General features: G+C 48.5%; 20 protein-coding genes. 8 read left to right on the top strand and 12 right to left on the bottom strand.

Going from position 1 to position 20,487, the window contains the following annotated elements; genetic code table 11:
- Nucleotides 1–90: 90 nt before the first annotated feature.
- Nucleotides 91–1,971 carry a DNA topoisomerase IV subunit B gene (gene parE / locus OKC24_RS04450; protein WP_130144332.1) on the bottom strand — a complete coding sequence of 627 codons (1,881 nt, stop codon included), beginning with the start codon at nucleotides 1,969–1,971 and terminating at the stop codon, nucleotides 91–93.
- Between the two features lie 272 nt (nucleotides 1,972–2,243).
- Nucleotides 2,244–2,861, bottom strand: coding sequence for a YqiA/YcfP family alpha/beta fold hydrolase (locus tag OKC24_RS04445; protein ID WP_130144331.1), 618 nt, complete (start codon nucleotides 2,859–2,861; stop codon nucleotides 2,244–2,246).
- A gap of 240 nt (nucleotides 2,862–3,101) precedes the next feature.
- On the opposite strand from OKC24_RS04445, the gene OKC24_RS04440 reads away from it, so the two are divergent.
- The gene (locus OKC24_RS04440) at nucleotides 3,102–4,433 is read left to right on the top strand and encodes a PGAP1-like alpha/beta domain-containing protein (protein WP_130144330.1); all 1,332 of its coding nucleotides are present in this window, start codon (nucleotides 3,102–3,104) and stop codon (nucleotides 4,431–4,433) included.
- An 86-nt stretch (nucleotides 4,434–4,519) separates the two neighbouring features.
- Here OKC24_RS04440 and OKC24_RS04435 read toward each other — a convergent pair whose 3' ends face one another.
- Together OKC24_RS04435 and gshA are read right to left on the bottom strand one after the other, a co-directional pair.
- Nucleotides 4,520–5,047 carry a disulfide bond formation protein B gene (locus tag OKC24_RS04435; RefSeq protein WP_130144329.1) on the bottom strand — a complete coding sequence of 176 codons (528 nt, stop codon included), beginning with the start codon at nucleotides 5,045–5,047 and terminating at the stop codon, nucleotides 4,520–4,522.
- 19 nt (nucleotides 5,048–5,066) lie between these two features.
- The gene (gene gshA, locus OKC24_RS04430; protein ID WP_130144328.1) at nucleotides 5,067–6,644 is read right to left on the bottom strand and encodes a glutamate--cysteine ligase; all 1,578 of its coding nucleotides are present in this window, start codon (nucleotides 6,642–6,644) and stop codon (nucleotides 5,067–5,069) included.
- Nucleotides 6,645–6,851: 207 nt separating this feature from the next.
- Between gshA and OKC24_RS04425 the strand changes: the two genes are divergently transcribed.
- The 4 genes from OKC24_RS04425 to OKC24_RS04410 all read left to right on the top strand — a co-directional run bounded on the left by OKC24_RS04425 (nucleotide 6,852) and on the right by OKC24_RS04410 (nucleotide 10,113).
- Nucleotides 6,852–7,391 (top strand): DUF924 family protein, encoded by a 540-nt coding sequence (locus tag OKC24_RS04425; RefSeq protein WP_131277581.1) that lies wholly within the window; start codon nucleotides 6,852–6,854, stop codon nucleotides 7,389–7,391.
- A 54-nt stretch (nucleotides 7,392–7,445) separates the two neighbouring features.
- Entirely contained in the window at nucleotides 7,446–8,003 is a 558-nt protein-coding gene (locus OKC24_RS04420) for a CC0125/CC1285 family lipoprotein (RefSeq protein ID WP_131277583.1), read from the top strand.
- Nucleotides 8,004–8,025: 22 nt separating this feature from the next.
- A complete protein-coding gene (locus tag OKC24_RS04415) occupies nucleotides 8,026–9,333 on the top strand; it encodes a DUF445 domain-containing protein (protein ID WP_131277608.1) in 1,308 nt (435 codons plus the stop codon).
- A gap of 186 nt (nucleotides 9,334–9,519) precedes the next feature.
- Nucleotides 9,520–10,113 carry a YfjT/YkfB family phage-associated protein gene (locus OKC24_RS04410; protein WP_131277585.1) on the top strand — a complete coding sequence of 198 codons (594 nt, stop codon included), beginning with the start codon at nucleotides 9,520–9,522 and terminating at the stop codon, nucleotides 10,111–10,113.
- Between the two features lie 17 nt (nucleotides 10,114–10,130).
- Here the strand turns inward: OKC24_RS04410 and OKC24_RS04405 are convergent, their stop codons facing one another.
- Nucleotides 10,131–10,418: a DUF2798 domain-containing protein gene (locus OKC24_RS04405; protein ID WP_171457706.1), complete on the bottom strand. Its 288-nt coding sequence runs from the start codon at nucleotides 10,416–10,418 to the stop codon at nucleotides 10,131–10,133.
- Between the two features lie 176 nt (nucleotides 10,419–10,594).
- Here OKC24_RS04405 and argS point away from each other — a divergent pair, with 176 nt between their 5' ends.
- Complete coding sequence (argS, locus tag OKC24_RS04400) at nucleotides 10,595–12,400, top strand: arginine--tRNA ligase (RefSeq protein ID WP_265464842.1); 1,806 nt, start codon at nucleotides 10,595–10,597, stop codon at nucleotides 12,398–12,400.
- 117 nt (nucleotides 12,401–12,517) lie between these two features.
- Nucleotides 12,518–13,117, top strand: coding sequence for an SPOR domain-containing protein (locus tag OKC24_RS04395; protein WP_130144322.1), 600 nt, complete (start codon nucleotides 12,518–12,520; stop codon nucleotides 13,115–13,117).
- Between the two features lie 138 nt (nucleotides 13,118–13,255).
- Here OKC24_RS04395 and asd read toward each other — a convergent pair whose 3' ends face one another.
- The 5 genes from asd to OKC24_RS04370 form a co-directional block, all read right to left on the bottom strand.
- Nucleotides 13,256–14,110: an archaetidylserine decarboxylase gene (gene asd / locus OKC24_RS04390; protein WP_130144321.1), complete on the bottom strand. Its 855-nt coding sequence runs from the start codon at nucleotides 14,108–14,110 to the stop codon at nucleotides 13,256–13,258.
- Entirely contained in the window at nucleotides 14,107–14,955 is an 849-nt protein-coding gene (locus OKC24_RS04385; RefSeq protein ID WP_130144523.1) for a sulfurtransferase, read from the bottom strand. The genes asd and OKC24_RS04385 overlap by 4 nt, the downstream gene beginning before the upstream one ends.
- 147 nt (nucleotides 14,956–15,102) lie before the next feature.
- Nucleotides 15,103–16,311 (bottom strand): nicotinate phosphoribosyltransferase, encoded by a 1,209-nt coding sequence (gene pncB / locus OKC24_RS04380; protein WP_005006638.1) that lies wholly within the window; start codon nucleotides 16,309–16,311, stop codon nucleotides 15,103–15,105.
- Between the two features lie 115 nt (nucleotides 16,312–16,426).
- Nucleotides 16,427–16,957 carry an ankyrin repeat domain-containing protein gene (locus OKC24_RS04375; RefSeq protein ID WP_131277591.1) on the bottom strand — a complete coding sequence of 177 codons (531 nt, stop codon included), beginning with the start codon at nucleotides 16,955–16,957 and terminating at the stop codon, nucleotides 16,427–16,429.
- A 170-nt stretch (nucleotides 16,958–17,127) separates the two neighbouring features.
- On the bottom strand, nucleotides 17,128–18,645 hold the full coding sequence (locus OKC24_RS04370) for a catalase (protein ID WP_265464841.1): 1,518 nt from the start codon (nucleotides 18,643–18,645) through the stop codon (nucleotides 17,128–17,130).
- 226 nt (nucleotides 18,646–18,871) lie between these two features.
- Between OKC24_RS04370 and dtd the strand changes: the two genes are divergently transcribed.
- A complete protein-coding gene (gene dtd, locus OKC24_RS04365; RefSeq protein WP_265464840.1) occupies nucleotides 18,872–19,312 on the top strand; it encodes a D-aminoacyl-tRNA deacylase in 441 nt (146 codons plus the stop codon).
- A 93-nt stretch (nucleotides 19,313–19,405) separates the two neighbouring features.
- Here the strand turns inward: dtd and OKC24_RS04360 are convergent, their stop codons facing one another.
- Both OKC24_RS04360 and aciT read right to left on the bottom strand, forming a co-directional pair.
- Nucleotides 19,406–19,885 (bottom strand): SCP2 sterol-binding domain-containing protein, encoded by a 480-nt coding sequence (locus OKC24_RS04360; RefSeq protein ID WP_005006630.1) that lies wholly within the window; start codon nucleotides 19,883–19,885, stop codon nucleotides 19,406–19,408.
- 153 nt (nucleotides 19,886–20,038) lie between these two features.
- Nucleotides 20,039–20,371, bottom strand: a complete 333-nt coding sequence (aciT, locus tag OKC24_RS04355; protein WP_005006628.1) for an AciT family ciprofloxacin tolerance protein — start codon at nucleotides 20,369–20,371, stop codon at nucleotides 20,039–20,041.
- Nucleotides 20,372–20,487: the final 116 nt, after the last annotated feature.

Below are 20,487 nucleotides of genomic sequence, written 5' to 3'. Positions count from 1 at the left end.
CAACTCAAATGAGATACGCGGCATTTCTCTACAAAGGCGACAAAAAAGCCGCAATCAATGCGGCTTTTTTTGTTTACAGAATTTCATCAATTAAACCGTCAATTCGGCTAAATTTCCTTTTTGTTCAAGCCAATGCTTGCGGTCACTGGAGCGTTTTTTGGCCAGCAGCTTATCCAGCAGCCCGGCAGTAAAATGCGCGTCATCCAAATCCAGCTGCACCAGCCTGCGGGTATTTGGATCCATAGTAGTTTCACGAAGCTGGCTGGCATTCATCTCGCCCAAGCCTTTAAACCGGGTAATTTGCGGGCTTTTTGCTTTGCACTGTTTCAGAATGCTGTCCAGCTCTTCATCATCCAGCGCATAATGCACGTCTTTATTGTCATCAATCCGGTACAACGGCGGCATGGCGACAAACAAATGCCCCTCTTCCACCAGGTTTGAAAAGTGCTTGACGAACAGCGCGCAGAGCAGCGTGGCAATATGCAAGCCATCCGAGTCAGCATCAGCCAATATGCAGATTTTGCCATAGCGCAATTCAGACAGATCATCACTGCCTGGATCGACGCCGATCGCAATCGCAATATCATGCACTTCCTGCGACGCCAGCACTTCATCTGACGACACTTCCCAAGTATTCAAGATTTTACCGCGGATCGGCATGATGGCTTGGAAATTCTTGTCACGCGCCTGTTTCGCAGAACCGCCGGCAGAATCGCCTTCAACAATAAACAGTTCCGACTCTTCCAGCGTATGCCCGACACAGTCGGCCAATTTCCCCGGCAAGGCTGGACCCGAGACAATTTTTTTCCGCTCAACCTTTTTGGCTGCTTTTAAGCGCCGGCCAGCTTTGGCAATCGCCATTTCCGCCAGCTGCATGGCAATCTCTGAATTTTGATTCAGCCACAAAGCAAAAGCGTCTTTGGCAATATTTAACACTATGCCGGATGCTTCACGGCTGGATAAGCGTTCTTTGGTCTGGCCAGAAAACTGCGGTTCTTGAAACTTCAGCGACAGAATATAGTTCACGCCATCCCAGACATCTTCTGCAGACAGCTTCATATTGCGCGGCAATAAATTGCGCAGTTCACAAAATTCACGGATCGCATCTGTCACGCCTGAACGCAGGCCGTTGACATGTGTGCCGCCTTGCGCGGTTGGAATCAAATTGACATAGCTTTCCTGAACCTGCTCGCCGCCTTCGGCATTCCAGCAAATGGCAAATTCTGCGCTGGCGCGCTCAGCCGCGCCTGTTGCGACAAAAGCCGGCATCGGCAGAATTTCACGATCCTGCAATTCATCCATCAAATAGTCAACCAGGCCATTTTCAAACTGCCATTCGATTTTTTCGTTATTGATCTCATCGATGTAAATGATTTGCAGGCCAGCGGCCAATACCGCCTTGGCTTTTAAATTGTGCTTTAACGCTTTTAATGCAAATTTTGGCGAATCGAAATATTTAGCTTCCGGCCAAAAATGCACGCGTGTACCCGTAGCGCGTTTGGCGCACTTGCCTTCCAGCACTTCCAGCGGCGCTACCGGTTCACCTTGCGCAAAGGCCATTTTGTGCAGATTGCCCTGACGCTGCACTTCCACTTCTACACGGGTCGACAGCGCATTCACCACGGAAATGCCCACGCCATGCAAACCGCCTGAAAATTGGTAGTTATCCGTACTGAATTTACCGCCGGCATGCAGCTTGGTCATAATAATTTCAATGCCGCTTTGACCATATTCGGGATGGATGTCTACCGGCATGCCGCGCCCGTTATCTTCCACAGACAGCGAACCGTCTTTATACACCGTGACGGTAATTTTGCTGGCATGGCCGGCCAATGCTTCATCCACGGCATTATCAATCACTTCCTGCGCCAAATGGTTTGGACGGGTCGTGTCGGTATACATGCCCGGACGGCGGCGGACCGGATCTAAACCAGATAAAACTTCAAGTGATTGAGCCGTATATTGCGTCACGTTGCAAAATTCCCTGCATGATTGGTTAAAAGATTCATCTCAAGCGCTACAGTATATTCTTTTTAGCAAAAAAGCATATGTATCCGTTTGCCGGCGCTATTTCTTTCGCCATTTATCGGTGTTAAACCGCATTTAAGCGTCAAGTTGCGGCGCGCTAGCCTAAAGCCAAACGTCTTTTTGCTCTTTTCTACGGGATTTCACTGCATTTGAATAGATGCCAGCCATCATATTTTTTTCCGCTCCCCCTCAATGCTTATGGCTGCCGGATTGATTCAGGCTTTTCTTACAGCACTGAGGTGATCAGATAAAAATTGCAAAATCATCGGAATTTTAGCGGCGAAATCATCCATGCCATGGCTGCCCTGCGTTTCACAAATGACCACCGCATTGCTCGCCGGCTGGCTGAAAAAAGACAGTGCATCACGGTAATCTAACACGTCATCGCCCTGCTGCAGCAGCGCTAAAACAGGTGCAGGCTGACTCGCTGTTTTGATTGACATTTTTTCTAAATCATCCAGCTGTTTATGATCCAGCGACCACTGGGCCGTCACGGCATAAGGCAGCGGCTGATGTGAAAACAGTGTTCGAAACAATGCCCACGGCTGCATGGCCGGATTAATCAAGACCGCTGGAATATGATGCTGAGCCGCCAGCTGCAGGGCATAAAATCCGCCTAGGCTGCTGCCGAGCAATGCTGTATTTTCTGGCTCCAGCTGCCCAATCAGCTCTGAAACCTGATGCAATGCCAGCAGCGGCGGCTGATTCAAATCCGGCAAGTGCACATGAATATGGCGTGATTTTTCAAATGATTCATCACAATAACGTTTCAGCATTTGACCTTTAATGGACAAGGCGCTGCTTTGAAAGCCATGCAAATAAATAAGATTCATGCCATATTCCTTGACTCAAACTTGCCCGCATAAGAAGGCGCAGCAATGCGGTGAATGTCTCATTGTATTAAAACTGCGTTATCTATTGGATTGTCAGACAAAATAAACAGAACACTGCTGCAAATCTATGTATTTTAAAATGAATTCGAGATGAATGACAAAATAGCAACAAGAAAAGCCATCCCTGCGTTAAAGCAGATCACTGCCTGCGGGGGATGCAGAGAAATAGGATAGCAACCAATGCCTAGTTTAACGCCGCTGCATGAAACCTATTGTAAATGGGACCGTACCCCGCCCAGCCAAGCAGATGTTTTAGAAGGTCTGGCACAGCTGGTCACTATGCGTTTCAGCGATGTCGTGCATGACCTGATTCGCAACATTCAGCGTGAACTGCTGATCAGCATCTTTGGCATCAGCGAGCAAAAATCCAAGAAATTTCATAAAATTCCATATGTTGAAAAAATATATCAGCTCACCTACGAAACTTTTTTCAATTATGGAAACTATTTGCTGGCGCCGGGGCTGCGCAGCATTATTGAAAAGTTTCCCCGTCTTCATGAAAAACAGCTGACGCCGACACTGCACTTTTTAGTAGGCGCGCTGAATGGCGTTTTAGGCGACTATTTGCTGAAATATCATAATCCGATGGCTTTGCCGATGGTGGTGTATGACCATTACGGCGCTGTGCAGAAAGGTGAATTGACTGGACGCATTACCCTGCTGGTGCATGGCCTCTGCATGAGCCATTTAGACTGGTCAACCCGCAAATACGGCGGCATCGGCGAAAAACTGCTGGCGCAGCGCGATCACAATACCATGCTGTACCTAAACTACAATACGGGGCGGCGCATCTCTGCCAATGGCCGCAGCTTATCCAACACACTGGAAGATTTAGTGCAGCGCAATCCGGGCATTACCAGCATTGATTTGATTGGCCACAGCATGGGCGGACTGGTTTCTCGCAGCGCGCTGTTTTACGGCAAGCAGAATATGTACGGCTGGATTCACCAGGTCGAAAATTTAGTCTGCTTAGGCTCACCGCATCATGGCGCTGTGCTGGAGCGCATCGGTTTTGCCCTGCAGAAGCATTTGCGGCGTATTCCCTTAGGGAAAATTATCGGCCACATTGCCAATATCCGCAGCAACGGCATTTTAGACTTGCGCTACGGCAGCGTGCGGGACGATGACTGGGAACATAACGATGCGCGCATTGGCTTGATGGATGACAACCGCAAGCCCGCGCCGGTTCCATCACACATCAATACCTATCTGGTGGCTGGCACCATTGAGTTTGAGAACCGTAAAAACCGCACGCTGCAAGTGATTGGCGATTATCTGGTCAGTGTCAAAAGCGCCTTGGGCGAGCATCCAAACCCGCGCTATCAGCTGAAAGTGCCCGATGCGCACAAAGCGATTTTTTACGGCTTAAATCATTTTGAAATTCAGCATCATCCACAGGTTGCAGAACAAATTGTGCATTGGTTCTATCCCAATGCTGAGGATATCCACTGCACTGAAATCCATGAGTACATGATGGATTTAAAGCATTTTGAAGGCATCGCCCTGACCTGATCCTGCTGCTGCGGTCAAATAAAAAGCCCTCTATGTGAGGGCTTTTTAGCAGTTGAATATCTGGCTAAAATTGCTTTTTAGACTATTTAATATTTATCTCTCAGGCGCTTTACTGGCGCTGTCTGATATTTGCGCAGCAGCTGCCACAGGCTGATCAGCGCCAGCACGCAGAAGAACGCCAGCGACCACACCGGCAGCGACTGGCCCAGAAAAGTCCAGTCAACTCTGGCGCATTCGCCAGAACCAGTCAGCACTTGCTGAAACACCGATTTTAACGGCAAGGTCTCCAGCCAGTAATCCAAGCCTGGGCCGCAGCTTGGCACTTCATCCGGCGGCAGGCTCTGCAGCCAGACATGGCGGGCAGCCACACCCGCAGACCATAGAATGCTCAATGCGCCTAAAAAGGCATACACGCGCTTCATGCCATTGGAAAAAGGGTTATGCACAAAGGCTATCAGCGAGATTAAGCCGAGCCCGATTAAGCCAATGCGCTGAAAAACACACAGCGGGCATGGATGCAGGCCTTGGCCATGTTCTAAATACAGGGCGAAAGCCATGCCGATGACACTGGCTAAAAACAAAAAACCACTCACGAAGCGATAACTCCATTGCATGGCATATCCTCTTAAGTTTTTATCTGAAATGAGTTAAATATTGTTCAAAACTGATTGATGTATCTTGCTCTAATTCTTGCTGGCGCTGCAGGGACACCTGCGCAGCTTCTGCAAAATAGGCCTGAGTTTCAGCGCTTAGCGGATGCTGTTCATAAGCGCCGGCATGCTGCTGCGCCATATAGCTGCCAAAGCTCCATGTGCCGCCCTGCTTCAATGTGTCTTCAATCATCTTCGCAGAAATCGTTTCATCCACTTCATCCACCCGCGACTGCATCACGGCCAATGCATCACGGTACACATGTGTGTCATAAGCGCTGTCCAGTAAAGCCGATAATGGCTGCATTGCTGTTAAATAGCGGCTGCACCATTCTTCAATGGGGTATGCCTTGCCGTTTTCAGCAATCGATGCATTCGGCGCACGGCCCCGGTTCACGACCTCCGCCTGATTCTGCTCAATGATTTCCTGTTCATCATCCAGCAAGTCCGGGCTGTCCTGCAGCAGGCAATACAGCGCCAGCACTTCTAGAAAACCGGCCGTATTTTCATCAATGCCGACAGGATCATAGGGATTGACATCCACTGCGCGCAGTTCGACGTAGCCCACGCCGCGCTTTTGCAGCGCTTCAGACGGCGTTTCGCCTTCCTGCGGCACCTGCTTAGGGCGCACGAGGCTGTAATATTCATTTTCAATCTGCAGCACATGGTCATTGATTTGAATCGGCTGACCCTGCGCATCATTTAAGCCCAGGCTGCTGAATGGCGCATACGGCGTATACACCGCTTTTTGCAGGCCGTCTAAATAGCCGCTGAGATTGTTGTAGTGAATGCCCAGCTGTTTTTGCGCAGAATTTTGATAGCCAAAACGGCCCATGCGCAGTGCCGTCGCATAGGGCAAATAAAGCGTGCCTTTCAGCAAGGGCAACAGATGATGCTCACGCCCTGTCATAAAGCATTTGCATACGGATGGGCTGGCGCCCACCACAAACATGACCAGCGGCGTCAGGCGGATAAAGTTGCGGATCAGGCCAAAATAGCGGTGGCTGCGGTAGTCTTGCAGGCTCAGCGCTTTCAGCTGCTCATCCGTTTCCGCATGCTGCAGCGCTTCAAAAAAATGATCGGGAAAAGATAAATTGTAATGCACGCCGGAAATGGTCTGCATGCGGCGCCCATAGCGCACCCCTAGGCCATGGCGGTATAAGGTTTTAAAGCGGCCTACATTGGATGTGCCATATTGCGCAAGGCGGATGTTTTCTTCCTGATCATCCAGCATGCACGGCATAGACAGCGGCCAGAGTTTTTCATCATTTTCCAGCTGGCGGTGCACCACGGCATGAATATCTTTTAAATAGTCCAATGCCTTGCCAATACTGTCTTTAGGCGGTGTAATAAATTCCATTAACGCTTCAGAGTAGTCCGTCGTAATATGCGGATGCGTCAGTGCAGAGCCCAGCGCTTTCGGATGATCGGCCTGAGACAGAAAACCGCTGCTTTGCATGCGCAGGCTTTCGCGCTCTATGCCGCGCAACATGCCGCTTATATGCGTAGAATCCACCCAAGCCGGTAAAATATCTTGAGAGGTCGATTCGGGCTGACTCATTGCAATCTCGCTTAATGGAAGAACTACTAAAATAAAATCATTTATTTATGCAGTATAACGTGATTTATCTGCAGCACATTATACCCCGCATATTTTTCAGGCAATCTGCGGTTTTATTTTTGCAATTTTTTATCACAAAGTTGCACTATATGACATTTAAAATTTGTGATCTTATTGAAGAATAAATGCTAATAACCCGTAAAATATATGAATTATCAAGATATTTTAGACTTTTGGTTTGCGCCGGAAAACCAGCCCAGCTGGTTTGCAAAGAATGATGCGTTTGATCAAGCCATTGAAAAGCGCTTTAAAACTGTACTGCAGAGCGCGTCCCGCTCAGAACTGTGGAACTGGCGCAGCAGCGCGGAAGGCCGCTTGGCTGAAATCATTGTGCTGGATCAGTTTTCCCGCAATTTATTCCGCAACTCTCCATTGGCTTTTACCCATGACGCGCTGGCGCTGGCCTTAGCGCAGGAAGCCATCAGTCAGGGCCTTGATCAGCAGCTGCGGCCAGAACAGCGTTCATTTTTATATATGCCGTTCATGCACAGTGAATCCCCCCTGATCCATCAATATGCGTTAAAATTGTTTGAAGATCTCGGCAATCCGATTAATCTGGATTTTGAAAAAAAACATAAAATGATTATTGACCGTTTTGGGCGCTATCCGCACCGCAATCCAGTATTGGGGCGAACGTCCACAGCAGAAGAAGCAGAATTTTTAACCCAGCCCAACTCCAGTTTTTAAATGAACGGTTCGGCCTCTTCCCCCCTTCAACCGCCACACTTAGGAGGTTAAAGCATGAAAAAATTATTCATTGCAGCTACTATTGGCGCCAGCTTAACCTTGGCCGGCTGCGCAACCACGCCCTCTAAACCCTTAACTTTTGATCAGCTGGGGCAATTCAGCAGCACCCCGCTGAATGCGCAGACCTTCCGCATCAGCTTTAAAGCCAGCCCGAATATGAGCTATGGCACGGCAGAAGAAATTACCTTGGTGAAATCAGCGCAGGTCACGGTGCAAAAAGGCTTTCAGTTTTTTAAAGTGCTGGATGATCCAAGCAACCGCACACAGCAGCCGCCGAGGCAGGCTGTCGTTTATCCATCGCCACCACCTTATCCATATGGCTATTACCGCCGTTATCCAGGCTTTTGGCCCGATCCATTCTATGACATGCCGCGGGTGGTCACCTTAGACCCGACGCAAGTGGCCTATACCATTGAATGCTTTAAAAACGAAAAGTCAGCGCCCAAAGATGCTTTTGATGCGCGCCTGATTCTGCAGTCTTTAGGCCCGAAGTACGGCCTCAGCAGCACGGGCGAAGTCCTGCCGGCTCCTGAACCGGCTCAATCAAAATAGGAGCGCAGAACGCACCATGCCTATGGATCAAGACCAGAACGCCGTATCCCCGAACCTGCAGCGCAGCAAGCGCTTTGCCACGATTGCTCTCATGACGGCAGTACTGGCCTGGCTTGCGCTGATGGTGGCTGCTAAACTGCTGCCAGAGCATGTCTGGCTGATTCATATTTTAATGCTGTCCGCCGAAGCAGGCGTCGTCGGGGGACTGGCAGACTGGTATGCCATTACGGTGCTGTTCCGCAACCCGTTCGGGAAAATGCCGATCCCGAAATTTCTGCGTGACCACACCGAAATCATCCCGCGCAACAAAGCCCGCATTGCAGAATCCATGGGCCGTTTTGTGCAGGAAAACTTTCTGTCGCCGCAGGTAGTGGAACGCAGCCTGCAGGATATTGATTTATCGCTGGCGGCCGGCAAATGGCTGGCCAATCCGCACAACAACAAGCAGGTGACTGATGTCATCCAGCAGACAGTTCCGAAAATTTTTGAATTCGTCGGACAGGAGCAAATCGGGCGCTTTATTCAAAGCAACAGCGTGCAATGGGTTAAAAATACGCAGGTAAACCATTTGGCCAGCGAAATGCTGCGCGCTGTGCTGGAAAATGATTTTCATCAGGATGTGCTGCAGCGCGGACTGGATTTGGCGCATGAATGGATGACGCATCATCCTGAACAGGCGGGCGATCTGACCCGCCAGCTGTTTAAAGAGCTTGGGGTCTGGAAGCTGGCCAAAGGCGCCAGCTGGATTGGCATTGATGTGCAGCAGCGCACCATTGACTCGTTAATTGAACGGGTCGAATCCATGCTGGCGGACCCGGAACATCCGTGGCGCAGAAAAATCGAAGAGGCCGGACAGAAACTGATGCTGGAGCTGGCGGATCATCGCAGCCCAGCCAGCATGCGGCTGAACCAGACCAAAGATGCCCTGCTGGACAGCCCGCAGGTGCTGAATTTTATCAGCGGCGCCGTGGTGATTTTATGCGACGCCATCAAAGCCGATTTGCAGAAAGCGGATTCCGGCGTTGCGCAAAACCTGCGCGTGGCCATTCAGCAGGTGGGCGAAAATATGATTTCCAATATTGCCGTGCGCCAGCTGCTGAATGACAAACTCAGCGATGTCGCCATCAGCCTGTCCGGTCAGTACAGTGAAAAAGTCATCCGCTTTATCAGCCAGCGCATTCATGAATGGGATTCCAGTGAAATGATCGGCAAAATTGAAAATGAAGTCGGCGGAGACCTACACATGATCCGGGTCAATGGCGTGGTGGTTGGCGCCTTTATTGGCCTGATTCTCGGAATTATCCGCGCGATTGTGGAAGTCGCGCTGTAACGTGCTGTCCTTGATTAAAATAGTTATCAGGCTTGCGTGATGAATCCATGAAATTTGTACTTTCGCCTGAAAATCGCTAAGCTGGCCGCCGCGTTTCAGCATTCTCAGAATTCTCGGCTAAAATAACATTCTGATTCAATAAAATTATTCCCTGAGATACGGGGACAACAACAATAAGATTGAACTATGCCCAACAAATTTCATGTCTTTGCGCTTTCTGCCGTGTTGACTTTTCCGGCATTGACAGGCTGTCAGCGCATTTCTCAGCACAGCGCGGCATGGCCGGATCAGGTTCTAGCGCTTCTCGGCAAAGAAAAAAAACCAGAGCTTCATGTGGAAGGCACCGCTGAAGTCAGCAAAGCCGCTCAGCTGCGGCTGGAAAAACTGCTGAATCATCTGCCGACGAATCAGTGGGTCTATCTTGAAAATGCGCAGCAAGGCACGGCGGATCTGCAAAATAAATCAGATCAGAACGTGATTTTATCATTGCGCCTGAATTGCAAAATCACCAACCAGCGCCCCTCTTTCAGCCTGAGCGGCGCAGATGGCAAGGCGCTGCTTAACGCCTATGACGACAGTGCGGGCACCGTTCAATTTTTACTGGACAACAAAAACTTTGGCAATCCTTTTGATCAGCACCATGCCAAAAAGCTGGAAAACTTTAAGAGAGCGCTGATGCCGGCCAAAAACATTAAAATTTTTAATGCATCCAAACTCTATGCCTTCCAAAACAATCAAGCGGAATTATTGCAAAAGCCCGTCAGCTGCCGTGAGCCCTAAAGCATTCCGCCCAGCGCTTAGTGCGGCGGACGCATATCCACCAGCAAACTGGCAAATTTACGTACAAACGGCAGCAAGGTGACGACAATTGGAAAGGCAATCGCCCATGAAATCATCCAGTTGTGCAGCCAAAGGGCAATAAAGCCGTCAAACCAGCCCAAGTTGCGCAGCATATTCACAAAAGAGATGATGCCGCTCATCAGGCAGGACAAAATAAACGGCACAACAATGGCTGCCCAGCGTGCAGAAAGTTTGGGAATCTTCCCTATAATTTTAGGGCTTTCAGGAGGGTGCTGTTGAGTCATATCGGTCTGGCCTGAAGCGCGGATTGATTGCATATTCATATATATCGCCCTCATTCGATATAAGCAACCAGATATTTTTATCGAATATTATTTATTCGCAGCAAATGGGTTCACCTAAAGAGTCTGAAATTTGCTATATTTGCTGTTTTTCTGCGACATTTATTTTTCGACTGATTATGAATACGGCAATCCAAGCAGCGCTCGACCATGCAGTGCAATCCCTTCAAGCTGAAGGTGTACTCCCATCTGACTGGAAAAATACCAGCACATTGACGCGTACCAAAGACCGAAGCCACGGTGACTTTGCCTCAAATATTGCCATGATCGGGTCCAAAGCTGCCGGTATGAAGCCGCGTGATTTGGCGGAAAAAACTCTGGCCAGCCTGCCGGAAGTTGCAGACATCAGCAAAGCAGAGATCGCGGGCCCCGGCTTTATCAACTTTTTCTTAAACGCTAATCAGCGCTTTGCAGTGCTGGAACAGATTCAGGCGCAAAAAGATCAGTTTGGCCGCACCCAAGCCAATGCGGGCAAACGCATTCAAGTTGAATTCGTTTCCGCCAACCCGACGTCCAGCCTGCATGTAGGCCATGGCCGCGGCGCAGCTTACGGCATGACCGTTGCTAACCTTTTGGAAGCAACAGGCGCAAAAGTTGACCGTGAATATTATGTCAACGACGCTGGCCGTCAAATGGACATTTTAGCCACATCAACTTACCTGCGTTACCTCGAATTAACCGGCCAAGAATTGGTCTTCCCGAAAAATGCCTACCAAGGCGACTATGTAAAAGAAATCGCGCAAAGCATTATTGATCAAGACGGCGACGCATACGTGCGTCCAGTGGCGGATATCTACAAAGATGTGCCCGAAGATATTCAGTACGCTGCAGAATTAGATGCCGACGGCAATAAAGTGGTGCTGTCAGGCGACAAAGAAAAGCACATTGACGGTTTGATCCATAATGCGCAAAACCATTTAGGCGCAGGCTACCGCGTCTTCCACCAGGCGGCATTAAAAGCGATTTTAGACGACATTAAAGATGACCTCGGCGAATTTGGCGTAACTTTCAATCAATGGTTCAGTGAAGCATCGCTGACTGAAAAAATTGAAGAAGCGCTGCAAACACTGGATCAGCGCGGCTTCTTATATGAAAAAGACGGCAACATCTGGTTCAAATCGACTGAGTTTGGCGATGAAAAAGACCGCGTCGTCAAGCGCCGCAACGGTCAAACCACTTATTTCGCTTCTGACATTGCCTACCACCTGAATAAATTGCAGCGCGGCTATACCGACATCGTAGACATTTGGGGTTCTGACCACCATGGCTATATTGCCCGTGTTAAAGCCGCCATTGATGCAATGGGCTATGACTCGAAAAAACTGACTGTCCTGTTAGTGCAGTTTGTCAGCTTATGGCGCGGCGGCGAAATGGTGCAAATGTCATCGCGTTCAGGCCAGTTCGTCACTTTGCGCGACCTTCGTAAAGAAGTGGGCAACGATGCAGCGCGTTTCTACTATGTCATGCGCAAATCTGAACAGCACATTGATTTTGACTTAGACCTTGCTGTGTCACAAAGCAAGGATAATGCGGTGTATTACATTCAATATGCACATGCGCGTGTGAACCGCATGGTGGATATTCGCGCGCCTGAAAAAAATATTCCATTTGACCGCAGCCAGTTAGCAAACTATGACGCATCACTTTTGGTTTCAGACACTGAAACTGAAATTTTGGCAAAACTGGCCGCGTATCCTGAAATTGTTACACGCGCAGCCAATAACTATGAGCCGCATCAAATTGGCAACTACTTGAAAGAACTGGCCGCGTCTTTCCATGGCTGGTATGCTCAAGAAGATGTCAAAATTTTAGATGAACAAAACGTTGCCTTATCTCAAGCGCGCTTATTGCTGTCTGTAAACGTACAGCAAGTCATCCGCAATGGCTTAGAGCTGTTAGGCGTATCTGCACCGGAAGCGATGTAGGGCGCCGCTCCCGATGAATACTTTCGCGGTATTCATCGGGCAGTGCAGAGCCATACAGCGATAGAGCTGAAAACCATGCCTCTTGAGGCATATTTATTAAAATAATGAGGTTCCCACGTGTTTGGAAAAACGCAGCGCGGTGTATCTGAGCGGCCAAATAAGCCGAAAAAGCCTTTAATTCCAGCGTGGCTGGGAACATTGGCGATTATTTTGATCATCCTAAGTTTTGTAGTGGCGTTGATGCTCTGGAAACCGTGGGAACCTGTGAAGCCGAAAAATCAGATTACGTCTGAACACGCGCCGGAAGAAACCAATAAAGACTACCGTTTTTATGACCTTCTGCCGCAGCAGCAAGTCACGCCAATTCCTGAAGAGGCCATCCCTGAAACTAAAAATCAAGGGACCGTCGTCATTGTGGAAGCGCCTAAGGAAAGCCCTGCTGCAAGCGCAGCAGAGCCTAGCCTGCAAGCCAGCGCTCCTGCACAGGCGCCCAATTATATTCTGCAAGTGCGCAGCTATGATGACCCGGATCAGGCCGATGCGCGCCGCGCAGAAATTATTCTGAACGGCTTATCGGCAGATGTGGTGCAAACCACTGAAAACGGAAAGGTTTGGTACCGTGTGGTCTCTGGCCCTTATGATTCGCAAGAAGCTGCTGTGATTGCACAGCAAACCCTGCAGCATAGCGGCATTGATTCGATTGTCGTGAAACGCTGAGCGGATTCAATCAAAAAGCGCCTTGAAAGGCGCTTTTTTTGCTTTTACTTCCCTCTTCATGAAAGCGGGAATGAGGGGGGATTTATATATACAGCATAATCCTCCCCTAGCCCCTCCTTTATCAAAGGGTGGGGAACTTTATGAAAGCGCATGCCCCATGGCTTTGCCCATCACTACCGGAGAATTGGCTTTCAATTCAGCATCCCACTGCATTTTATTTTCTTCAAATAACACCACAGCAGTGGAGCCCAAATAGAATCGGCCCAATTCCGCGCCTTTTTCCAAGAACAAATTGTGCTGATTCAATTCTAAACGGCCTGTCGGCTTCACTTTGCCAGTGGCCACTGTTTCAATGCCGGCCACAATCATTGCACCCACTAAAACCACCGCCATACGGCCCAGTTCGGTATCAAACAGGCAGACCATGCGTTCATTGCGCGCAAATAAGCCTGGAATGTTTTCCGCAGTGGTCTGGTTTACAGAAAACAGCTCCCCCGGCACATACAAGGTTTCAGTCAATGTGCCGGCAAACGGCATATGCACACGGTGATAATCTTTCGGAGACAGGTAGACCGTCGCGAATTGGCCATTTTTAAACGGCTCTGCCAGCTGCGGATCGGCAATCAACTTTTCTACCGAAAAGTATTGCCCTTTAGCCTGAAAAATATCGCCTTCTTCAATTTTACCCAGCTGGGAAATCGCGCCGTCTGCGGGAGACACGATGCTGGATGCATCGGCATCAATTTCACGCACGCCGTCTTTCAGCGAACGGGTAAAAAACTCATTGAAGGATTTGAATTTTAAAGCGTTGCTTTGTTCCGCAATCGACATATCAATGCCATATTGCGCTTTAAATGCAGTAATCACCGCATTTTTCAGTACCGGGTTTTCACTGGCAGCGACTTTGCCAATCACGCGGGACAGCTTGTGCTGCGGCACAACACGCTGCGCTTGAATGAAAATTTGTTTTTTTAATCGTGATGTGATGCTCAAGACGGCAACTCTCCAGTAATGACAGGGCTATCTAAACGATTGCCCCATTCGCTCCACGCACCATCATAAGCTTGAATATTCCAGCCCAGCAGGCGCCCTAAAATATAGGCAAGCCCTGAGCGGTGGTGTGACTGACAGTAAACCACCACGGGTTCATTTATATTGAATCCCAGCTGTTCTAAGCGCTGCTGCGTGCGTTCCAAGGGATGCAATTTTAAATGATTTTCCCGGTTTAGGGCAGTACTCCATTCAAAATGACGCGCCCCCGGAACGTGACCGCCGCGTCGCGCAGCCAAACGCAAGCCGGTATATTCATCTTCTGTGCGGCAATCCCAGACTTGCACCGCATTTTGGCTGACCTTTTCCAGAAGCTGATCATAGCTTGTATGATACTGATTCTTATATTTTAAGTTAACAGAAACCAGATTTTCTACAGGCGGCGCCGTTCCAGCATCAGAAGAAGTCGGCAGGCCTGCGCCCAGCCATGCATGAATGCCGCCATTCAGTAAACTGGTATTTTCAAAGCCTAAGCAATGCAAATTCCAAATCAGGCGCCCTGCCCATGCACCGCCTTCGTCGTCATAGGCCACGACATGATGATCTGGGCTGATGTTTAAATGGCGGATCAGCGCCTCCAAGCCCGCCTGATCCGGCAATAGGCCTGTCGCCTGCTCTTCCTGGCGCACCAGCAGACTGGGCTTGACATGAACGGCCTGCGGGATATGCAGCTGTTCATATACCGAACGGCGGCACAAATCGATGATCCTTAATTTTTCATGGCCCAAATAGGGCGCCAGCTCTTCTGCTTCAATGAGCAATCCTAAATTTAATACAGCATCAGCCATCGCGATTCGACTATTCATCCATCTACTGAGCTTCGATCTTAGCATAACTGCATTTCACTATTATTCTGAATTTTTGCATTCCTTTTGCAAAATTTCAGATATAAAAAAAGCCGAACCGCAGTTCAGCTTTTGCGGAAATTGCAGCGCTTAAGCCTGCTCTTCCTGAATATCAAAGACCTGGCGCAAATACGCCAGAAAGGTATCGTTATCGGTCATGGTTTTGCCTGGACTGTCCGAGATTTTAGCGACAGACTGGCCATTGCATTCCACCAGCTTCAATACGATATTCAGCGGGGTTTGCCCCATGTCATTGGTCAAATTGGTGCCGATGCCAAAGCTGACCTGAAAACGGCCTTTGAAATAGTGATGCAGATCCCAGGCTTTTTCCAGATTCAAGCCGTCACTGAACGTCAGCATTTTGGTTTTGCTATCAATTTTTAATTTTTTATAATGCGCATAGGCTTTATCGCCCCATTCATAGGGATCGCCGCTGTCATGGCGCAGGCCGTCAAACAGTTTGGCAAAATACAGGTCAAAATCGCGCAGGAACGCATCCATGCCGACCACATCCGTCAATGCAATGCCCAGATCGCCCCGGTATTCCTGCACCCAAGTTTCCAGCGCCGATTTTTGAAAATTGCGCAGCCGCACATCCAGCGCCTGGAAGGCTTGTAAAAATTCATGCGCCATGGTGCCGATCGGCGTAATGTTCAAATCTTTCGCAATCAAAACATTGCTGGTGCCGCGGAAAATATACGGCGAGGCTTGGTTAAATTCTTCAATCACATGCTTTTGCCACTCAAAACTATAGCGGCGGCGTGTTCCAAAATCAGACACTAAAAATGGCGGATCATTGGGGTTTTGTGCCGCTTCATATTGTTTCAGCAGCTCAATCTTGGCGGCAAGGCGGCGCTCGCCTTCAGCCAATACGCCCTCTGTACGGATGCGGCGGAAATACAGTTCATTGACGATCGCCAAAACAAAAATTTCAAACATCATGGCCTGCACCATTGGGCCTTCCACCCAGATGTCCAAACGCCCTTCGCTGTCTATGCCGGCTTTAATAAAGCGGCGCTTCAGCTGGAACAGTTCCAGATAATCGACAAAGTCGCTTTTAATAAAGCGCAGGCTGCGCAAATACAGCAGTTCATCTTCTTTAAATTTTAATTGGCACAGATGGTCCAGCTGTTCATTCAAATCATCCAGAATATCCGCCAGCGGATAAACGGTGTCTTCAAGGTTGCGGCAACGGAAATGATAAACACTGTGGGTTTGCGGAAATTTATGCAGCACCACCTGAAGCATGGTGAATTTGTACAAGTCAGTGTCTAGCAAGGATTGAATGATTGGAGCCATATCTCTGGAAATTTCGCTGTGCTTTTTGCATTAAAGCATACTTTGCCCGGCGATATTGCAAGTTTTACGTACAGCTAATTGAATTCTAGACCAAAGTTTCAGCGCGCCTGCAAGATCATTTCATGCCTTTCGCTGAATCTTTTTCCAGGGACGCAATAATTTGCCACAGCTGTTTTTCCTGTCCAATTACCTGCGCGAATTCAGCTGCGGTTTTCTGCCCGCTCTTTTGCGCATTGGCGTCACAGTCGACTTTGCGCAGCTGCTTGGCAATGGAAAATTCCATCTTGAATAAAGCGCCCATCAGTGCGGTATTGCCTTTGCTGTCTCGGGCGCAGCGGTCTGCGCCATGCGCCAATAGCGAGGTGACAGTACTCTGATGGCCATAATACGTCGCCATCATTAAGGGCGTGAACCCAGCAGCATTGCGCACATCAACAGGGAAACCATGCTTAAGGAACTCATTGATAACCTCTTGATTGCCTGTTTTGGCCGCGGCAAAGAAGATGTCAATCAATTCCTGTTGTGAGGTCATCTGATCGCTTGCAGCAGGTTTAGCGGGGGAGATATCTTCCGCGATTGCCACGTTTGCGAATGCGGAGCCAAACGCGAGAAGACTGGCTAAAGTCAAATGCTGCACAGCTTTCATGATGAACTCCAACAGAAATCAAATCTTAATTAAAAACTAGGCTCAAATGCAGTCAATCATATTGAGCGCCTGTAAAACTCCCCCTAGGGTGCAGGAAAGGTTTGGAGTTCTACAGGACTTTTCGGAGGTGATTGCGAGACCCTAGTCACCAATTCAAAGGCCGATCAGAATCAGTCTTGAAGTTTTGCCGCTTTGGCTTTAACCATGGCCATGTCGCCCTTCACCGCTTTAGTCATGCGCATGCCGTAGTCTGCGTCTGCTTTATAGAAATAAGACAGCATGATGTGCTTGGTTTCAGAATCTTTCACATTGCCCAGATCTGCAGCCAGGTTCATGATTAAATCGTCTTTTTCTTTGGCCGCGTATGAACGGTAAAGCTCGCCCGCTTGCTTGAAGTTTTGCTCTTTCGTGCCGATTTGCTGCACTGTGCCAGTCAATGGTGTTTGCACTGCACGCGCTTTCTCAGTTGCTGCTTTAGGCTCTTTATGGCTTGGCTCATAGTTCACATCAGAATCACGCATGCCAGTGTTCATATAGCCGTCCTGGTTGTTGTTGCTGACTGCAACTACTGGACGGTTTACAGGAATTTGCTGGTGGTTTGCGCCCAGACGGTACATTTGCGTATCTGAGTAAGAGAAGATGCGGCCTTGCAGCAATCGGTCCTCAGACGGTTCAATACCAGGAACCAAGTTGCCTGGCGCAAACGCAGACTGCTCGGTTTCTTGGAAAAAGTTCTTCGGCATGCGGTTCAGCGTCAAAGTACCGGCTTTCGTTTCAGGAACGATGTCAGTTGGCCAAATTTTGGTTGGATCCAGCGGATCAAAATCAAATTTCACGAAATCTTCCGGATCTAAAATCTGAACATACAGATCCCATTTCGGGAAGTTGCCTTTGTTGATATTGGCATACAGATCATTGGTTAAATGATTGAAATCTTTAGCTTGCTGCTCAGCAGCTTCTTTGACGTTCAGACCCTTCACGCCTTGCTGAGAACGGAAGTTGAATTTAACGTATTTGAATTCGCCTTTGCCGTTATACAGCTTGTAAGCATGCACGCCAAAGCCGTCTTGTTCGCGGTAGCTGGTTGGCACGCCTTGCTTGCCATACACATAAGTCAGCATATTGGTGGCCCATGGCTGGCTCGACAGGAAGTCAAATACGCGGTTTGCGTCTTGAACGTTGTTGATTGGGCTTGGCTTCATGGCATGGATGAAGTCAGGGAATTTGATCGCATCACGGATGAAGAAGACTGGCGTTTGGTTGCCCACTAAGTCCCAGTTGCCTTCTTGTGTATAGAACTTGATGGCAAAACCGTGCGGGTCACGTAAAGTCTCTGGTGAGCCCTTACCGTGAATTACAGTCGAGAAACGTAAGAATACTGGCGTTTTAGTGCCCGCTTTGAACAATGATGCCAGAGTAATGTCAGACAAATCTTTCGTCGCAACAAATTCACCATAAGCGCCTGTACCGCGCGCATGCACCACACGCTCAGGAATGCGTTCACGGCCAAAGCGCTGCAGCTTTTGCACCAATTGCACATTTTGAAGCATTGTGCCGCCCTGCGGGCCAGCAGTAATTGAATTTTGATTATCGCCTACCGGAGCGCCATTATCTTTGGTTAATGGCGCAGCTTGAGCCGCTGCTGTTGCTGATGTGAACATCGCAACCAATAAAGAACGCTTAAACATCGTCTTAATCTCTCTGTTAAATACCTTTCCTGCAGCGCAAAGATACTGATATTCAAAAAATAGATAAAACAGATTATTTTTATGAATTTAATCGTATTTTCAAATTGTTTAAAATTTTATCAGATAAAATCAGCAGTTTATCAAAGAATAAAAACCGCCCTCTTTCCTTAGCCTTGACTCTTTTTTGCTACAATGCCTGCGTTTTCCATCATCATTTGAGTCCAATATGCGTGCATTGCTTCAGCGTGTTCTAGAAGCCAAAGTGGTTGTAGACGGTGCGACTGCAGGAGAAATCCAACACGGAATTTTAGTTTTTCTAGGCATCGGAAAAGGCGATACTTTAGAAAAGGGCCAAAAGCTGATTGATAAGATTTTAAAATACCGCTTTTTTGATGATGAACAAGGCAAAATGGGCTGGAATGTCAGTCAAGCCGGCGGCGGACTGCTGTTGGTCTCGCAATTCACCCTGATGGCGCAAACCCAAAAAGGCCTGCGCCCTGATTTTGGCCCAGCCATGCCGCCCAGCGAAGCCAAAGCGCTGTACGAACAGTTGGTCGGCTATGCAAAAAGCCAATTTGAAAATGTGCAAACCGGTATTTTCGGCGCAGACATGAAAGTACATTTGGTCAATGACGGCCCCGTGACCTTCAATTTAGAAGTTGAATAAGCGCTAGACACAAAAAAGCCCTCCAGATGAGGGCTTTTTTTAATCCTTCTCTAACCCCTTCTTTAAAAAAGAAGGGGGTTAGGGAAGTAAAACTTACTTGCCGGTTTTTTCTTTAATAAAACGGCGGGCAATTTTAATTTTTTCTTTCACCGGTTTCGGCAATTTAGGCGGGATCAGTTTCGCCACTTTGTTAAACCACACCAATAAGCCAAAGTCGCCTTCCATTTTAATGCTGCCGTTTTGCATGCCTGTCATGAATGCCGTTGGGTCACCTTTCATTAAGGTTTTAACGCCTTGCTCGCTGTCCGCAAACTGCAAGATAAAATCGGCTTTTTCAGCATCGCCTGATACTGTGTCAATTTGTCCATTATTTACAATAATCTGGCGCGCAACACCTAAGTCTGTGCCAATCTGGATACGGAACTGGCGCTCATGAACCAATTCAATAAATTTAGGGCTGGTGCGCGCAAGCTGCTTCATGCGCAGCGCTAAACCAGCAACCAGCAAATCCAGCGGATCCGTGCTGACATCAACCAGCGGCAGCTTTACGACAGGGATTGACGATAGTTTCATGACTTTGAGCCTATTGTAATTGTTGGAAAATTGACTGCCTCATCCTACCATAACTTCTAATTTCAGGCGTATGGCTTTGTACAATAATTATCGAGGCGCAATAGATAAAAAATGCGCCCCAAGGCGCATTTCTTAACAAACTGTTTTTAGGACTTAACGGCTAGAGCACCGCTGCTCATCTTCATACACAGGGGTATGCTCTATATAGCGGCGGTTGGCTACAGCGCGCTCTGCACGGCGGTCTTCGCGCAGTAAAACTAAACTAAACACCACCATCGCAGAAGCCATTGCGGTCAGATAGCTGTAGGCTATTGGCAATTCAAACACCGTTTGCGTGCCAAAACGAATGACTTCAATCAGTCCCCAAACCAGCATCCCAGCCAGCATAAAACTTAACCAGCGACGATAAGGCGAGAAGAAAACAGCAATCAACGCAGTGGCAATTAAACCCATGCCAATGATGGTTGCTAAATTCGCTGTTACCATAAAAACCTCCGTCATACGGCAGAACCTGCATGCATTTGCTTTGCCCTTCTGCCGAAAAATACCGTTAAATGAATCAATGGAATATTGTCGATCTCAATCTCTATGCATGCATTATG

Origin of the sequence: Acinetobacter entericus, assembly GCF_026168575.1 — a bacterium.
In the GTDB taxonomy this organism is placed as follows: Bacteria; Pseudomonadota; Gammaproteobacteria; order Pseudomonadales; family Moraxellaceae; genus Acinetobacter; species Acinetobacter bouvetii.
Note: the sequence above shows the minus strand (reverse complement) of the source record. Positions and strands in the feature narration are given on the sequence as shown.

Excerpts from the sequence above, each read along its gene's own strand:
- OKC24_RS04435 (WP_130144329.1), bottom strand. The coding sequence starts at position 5,047 with ATGCAATGGAGTTATCGCTTCGTGAGTGGTTTTTTGTTTTTAGCCAGT.
- gshA (WP_130144328.1), bottom strand. The coding sequence starts at position 6,644 with ATGAGTCAGCCCGAATCGACCTCTCAAGATATTTTACCGGCTTGGGTG.
- OKC24_RS04420 (WP_131277583.1), top strand. The coding sequence starts at position 7,446 with ATGAAAAAATTATTCATTGCAGCTACTATTGGCGCCAGCTTAACCTTG.
- OKC24_RS04370 (WP_265464841.1), bottom strand. The coding sequence starts at position 18,645 with ATGTTTAAGCGTTCTTTATTGGTTGCGATGTTCACATCAGCAACAGCA.
- OKC24_RS04425 (WP_131277581.1), top strand. The coding sequence starts at position 6,852 with ATGAATTATCAAGATATTTTAGACTTTTGGTTTGCGCCGGAAAACCAG.
- OKC24_RS04405 (WP_171457706.1), bottom strand. The coding sequence starts at position 10,418 with ATGACTCAACAGCACCCTCCTGAAAGCCCTAAAATTATAGGGAAGATT.
- pncB (WP_005006638.1), bottom strand. The coding sequence starts at position 16,311 with ATGGCTCCAATCATTCAATCCTTGCTAGACACTGACTTGTACAAATTC.
- dtd (WP_265464840.1), top strand. The coding sequence starts at position 18,872 with ATGCGTGCATTGCTTCAGCGTGTTCTAGAAGCCAAAGTGGTTGTAGAC.
- OKC24_RS04410 (WP_131277585.1), top strand. The coding sequence starts at position 9,520 with ATGCCCAACAAATTTCATGTCTTTGCGCTTTCTGCCGTGTTGACTTTT.
- argS (WP_265464842.1), top strand. The coding sequence starts at position 10,595 with ATGAATACGGCAATCCAAGCAGCGCTCGACCATGCAGTGCAATCCCTT.
- OKC24_RS04360 (WP_005006630.1), bottom strand. The coding sequence starts at position 19,885 with ATGAAACTATCGTCAATCCCTGTCGTAAAGCTGCCGCTGGTTGATGTC.
- OKC24_RS04415 (WP_131277608.1), top strand. The coding sequence starts at position 8,026 with ATGGATCAAGACCAGAACGCCGTATCCCCGAACCTGCAGCGCAGCAAG.
- OKC24_RS04445 (WP_130144331.1), bottom strand. The coding sequence starts at position 2,861 with ATGAATCTTATTTATTTGCATGGCTTTCAAAGCAGCGCCTTGTCCATT.
- OKC24_RS04375 (WP_131277591.1), bottom strand. The coding sequence starts at position 16,957 with ATGAAAGCTGTGCAGCATTTGACTTTAGCCAGTCTTCTCGCGTTTGGC.
- OKC24_RS04385 (WP_130144523.1), bottom strand. The coding sequence starts at position 14,955 with ATGGCTGATGCTGTATTAAATTTAGGATTGCTCATTGAAGCAGAAGAG.
- OKC24_RS04440 (WP_130144330.1), top strand. The coding sequence starts at position 3,102 with ATGCCTAGTTTAACGCCGCTGCATGAAACCTATTGTAAATGGGACCGT.
- aciT (WP_005006628.1), bottom strand. The coding sequence starts at position 20,371 with ATGGTAACAGCGAATTTAGCAACCATCATTGGCATGGGTTTAATTGCC.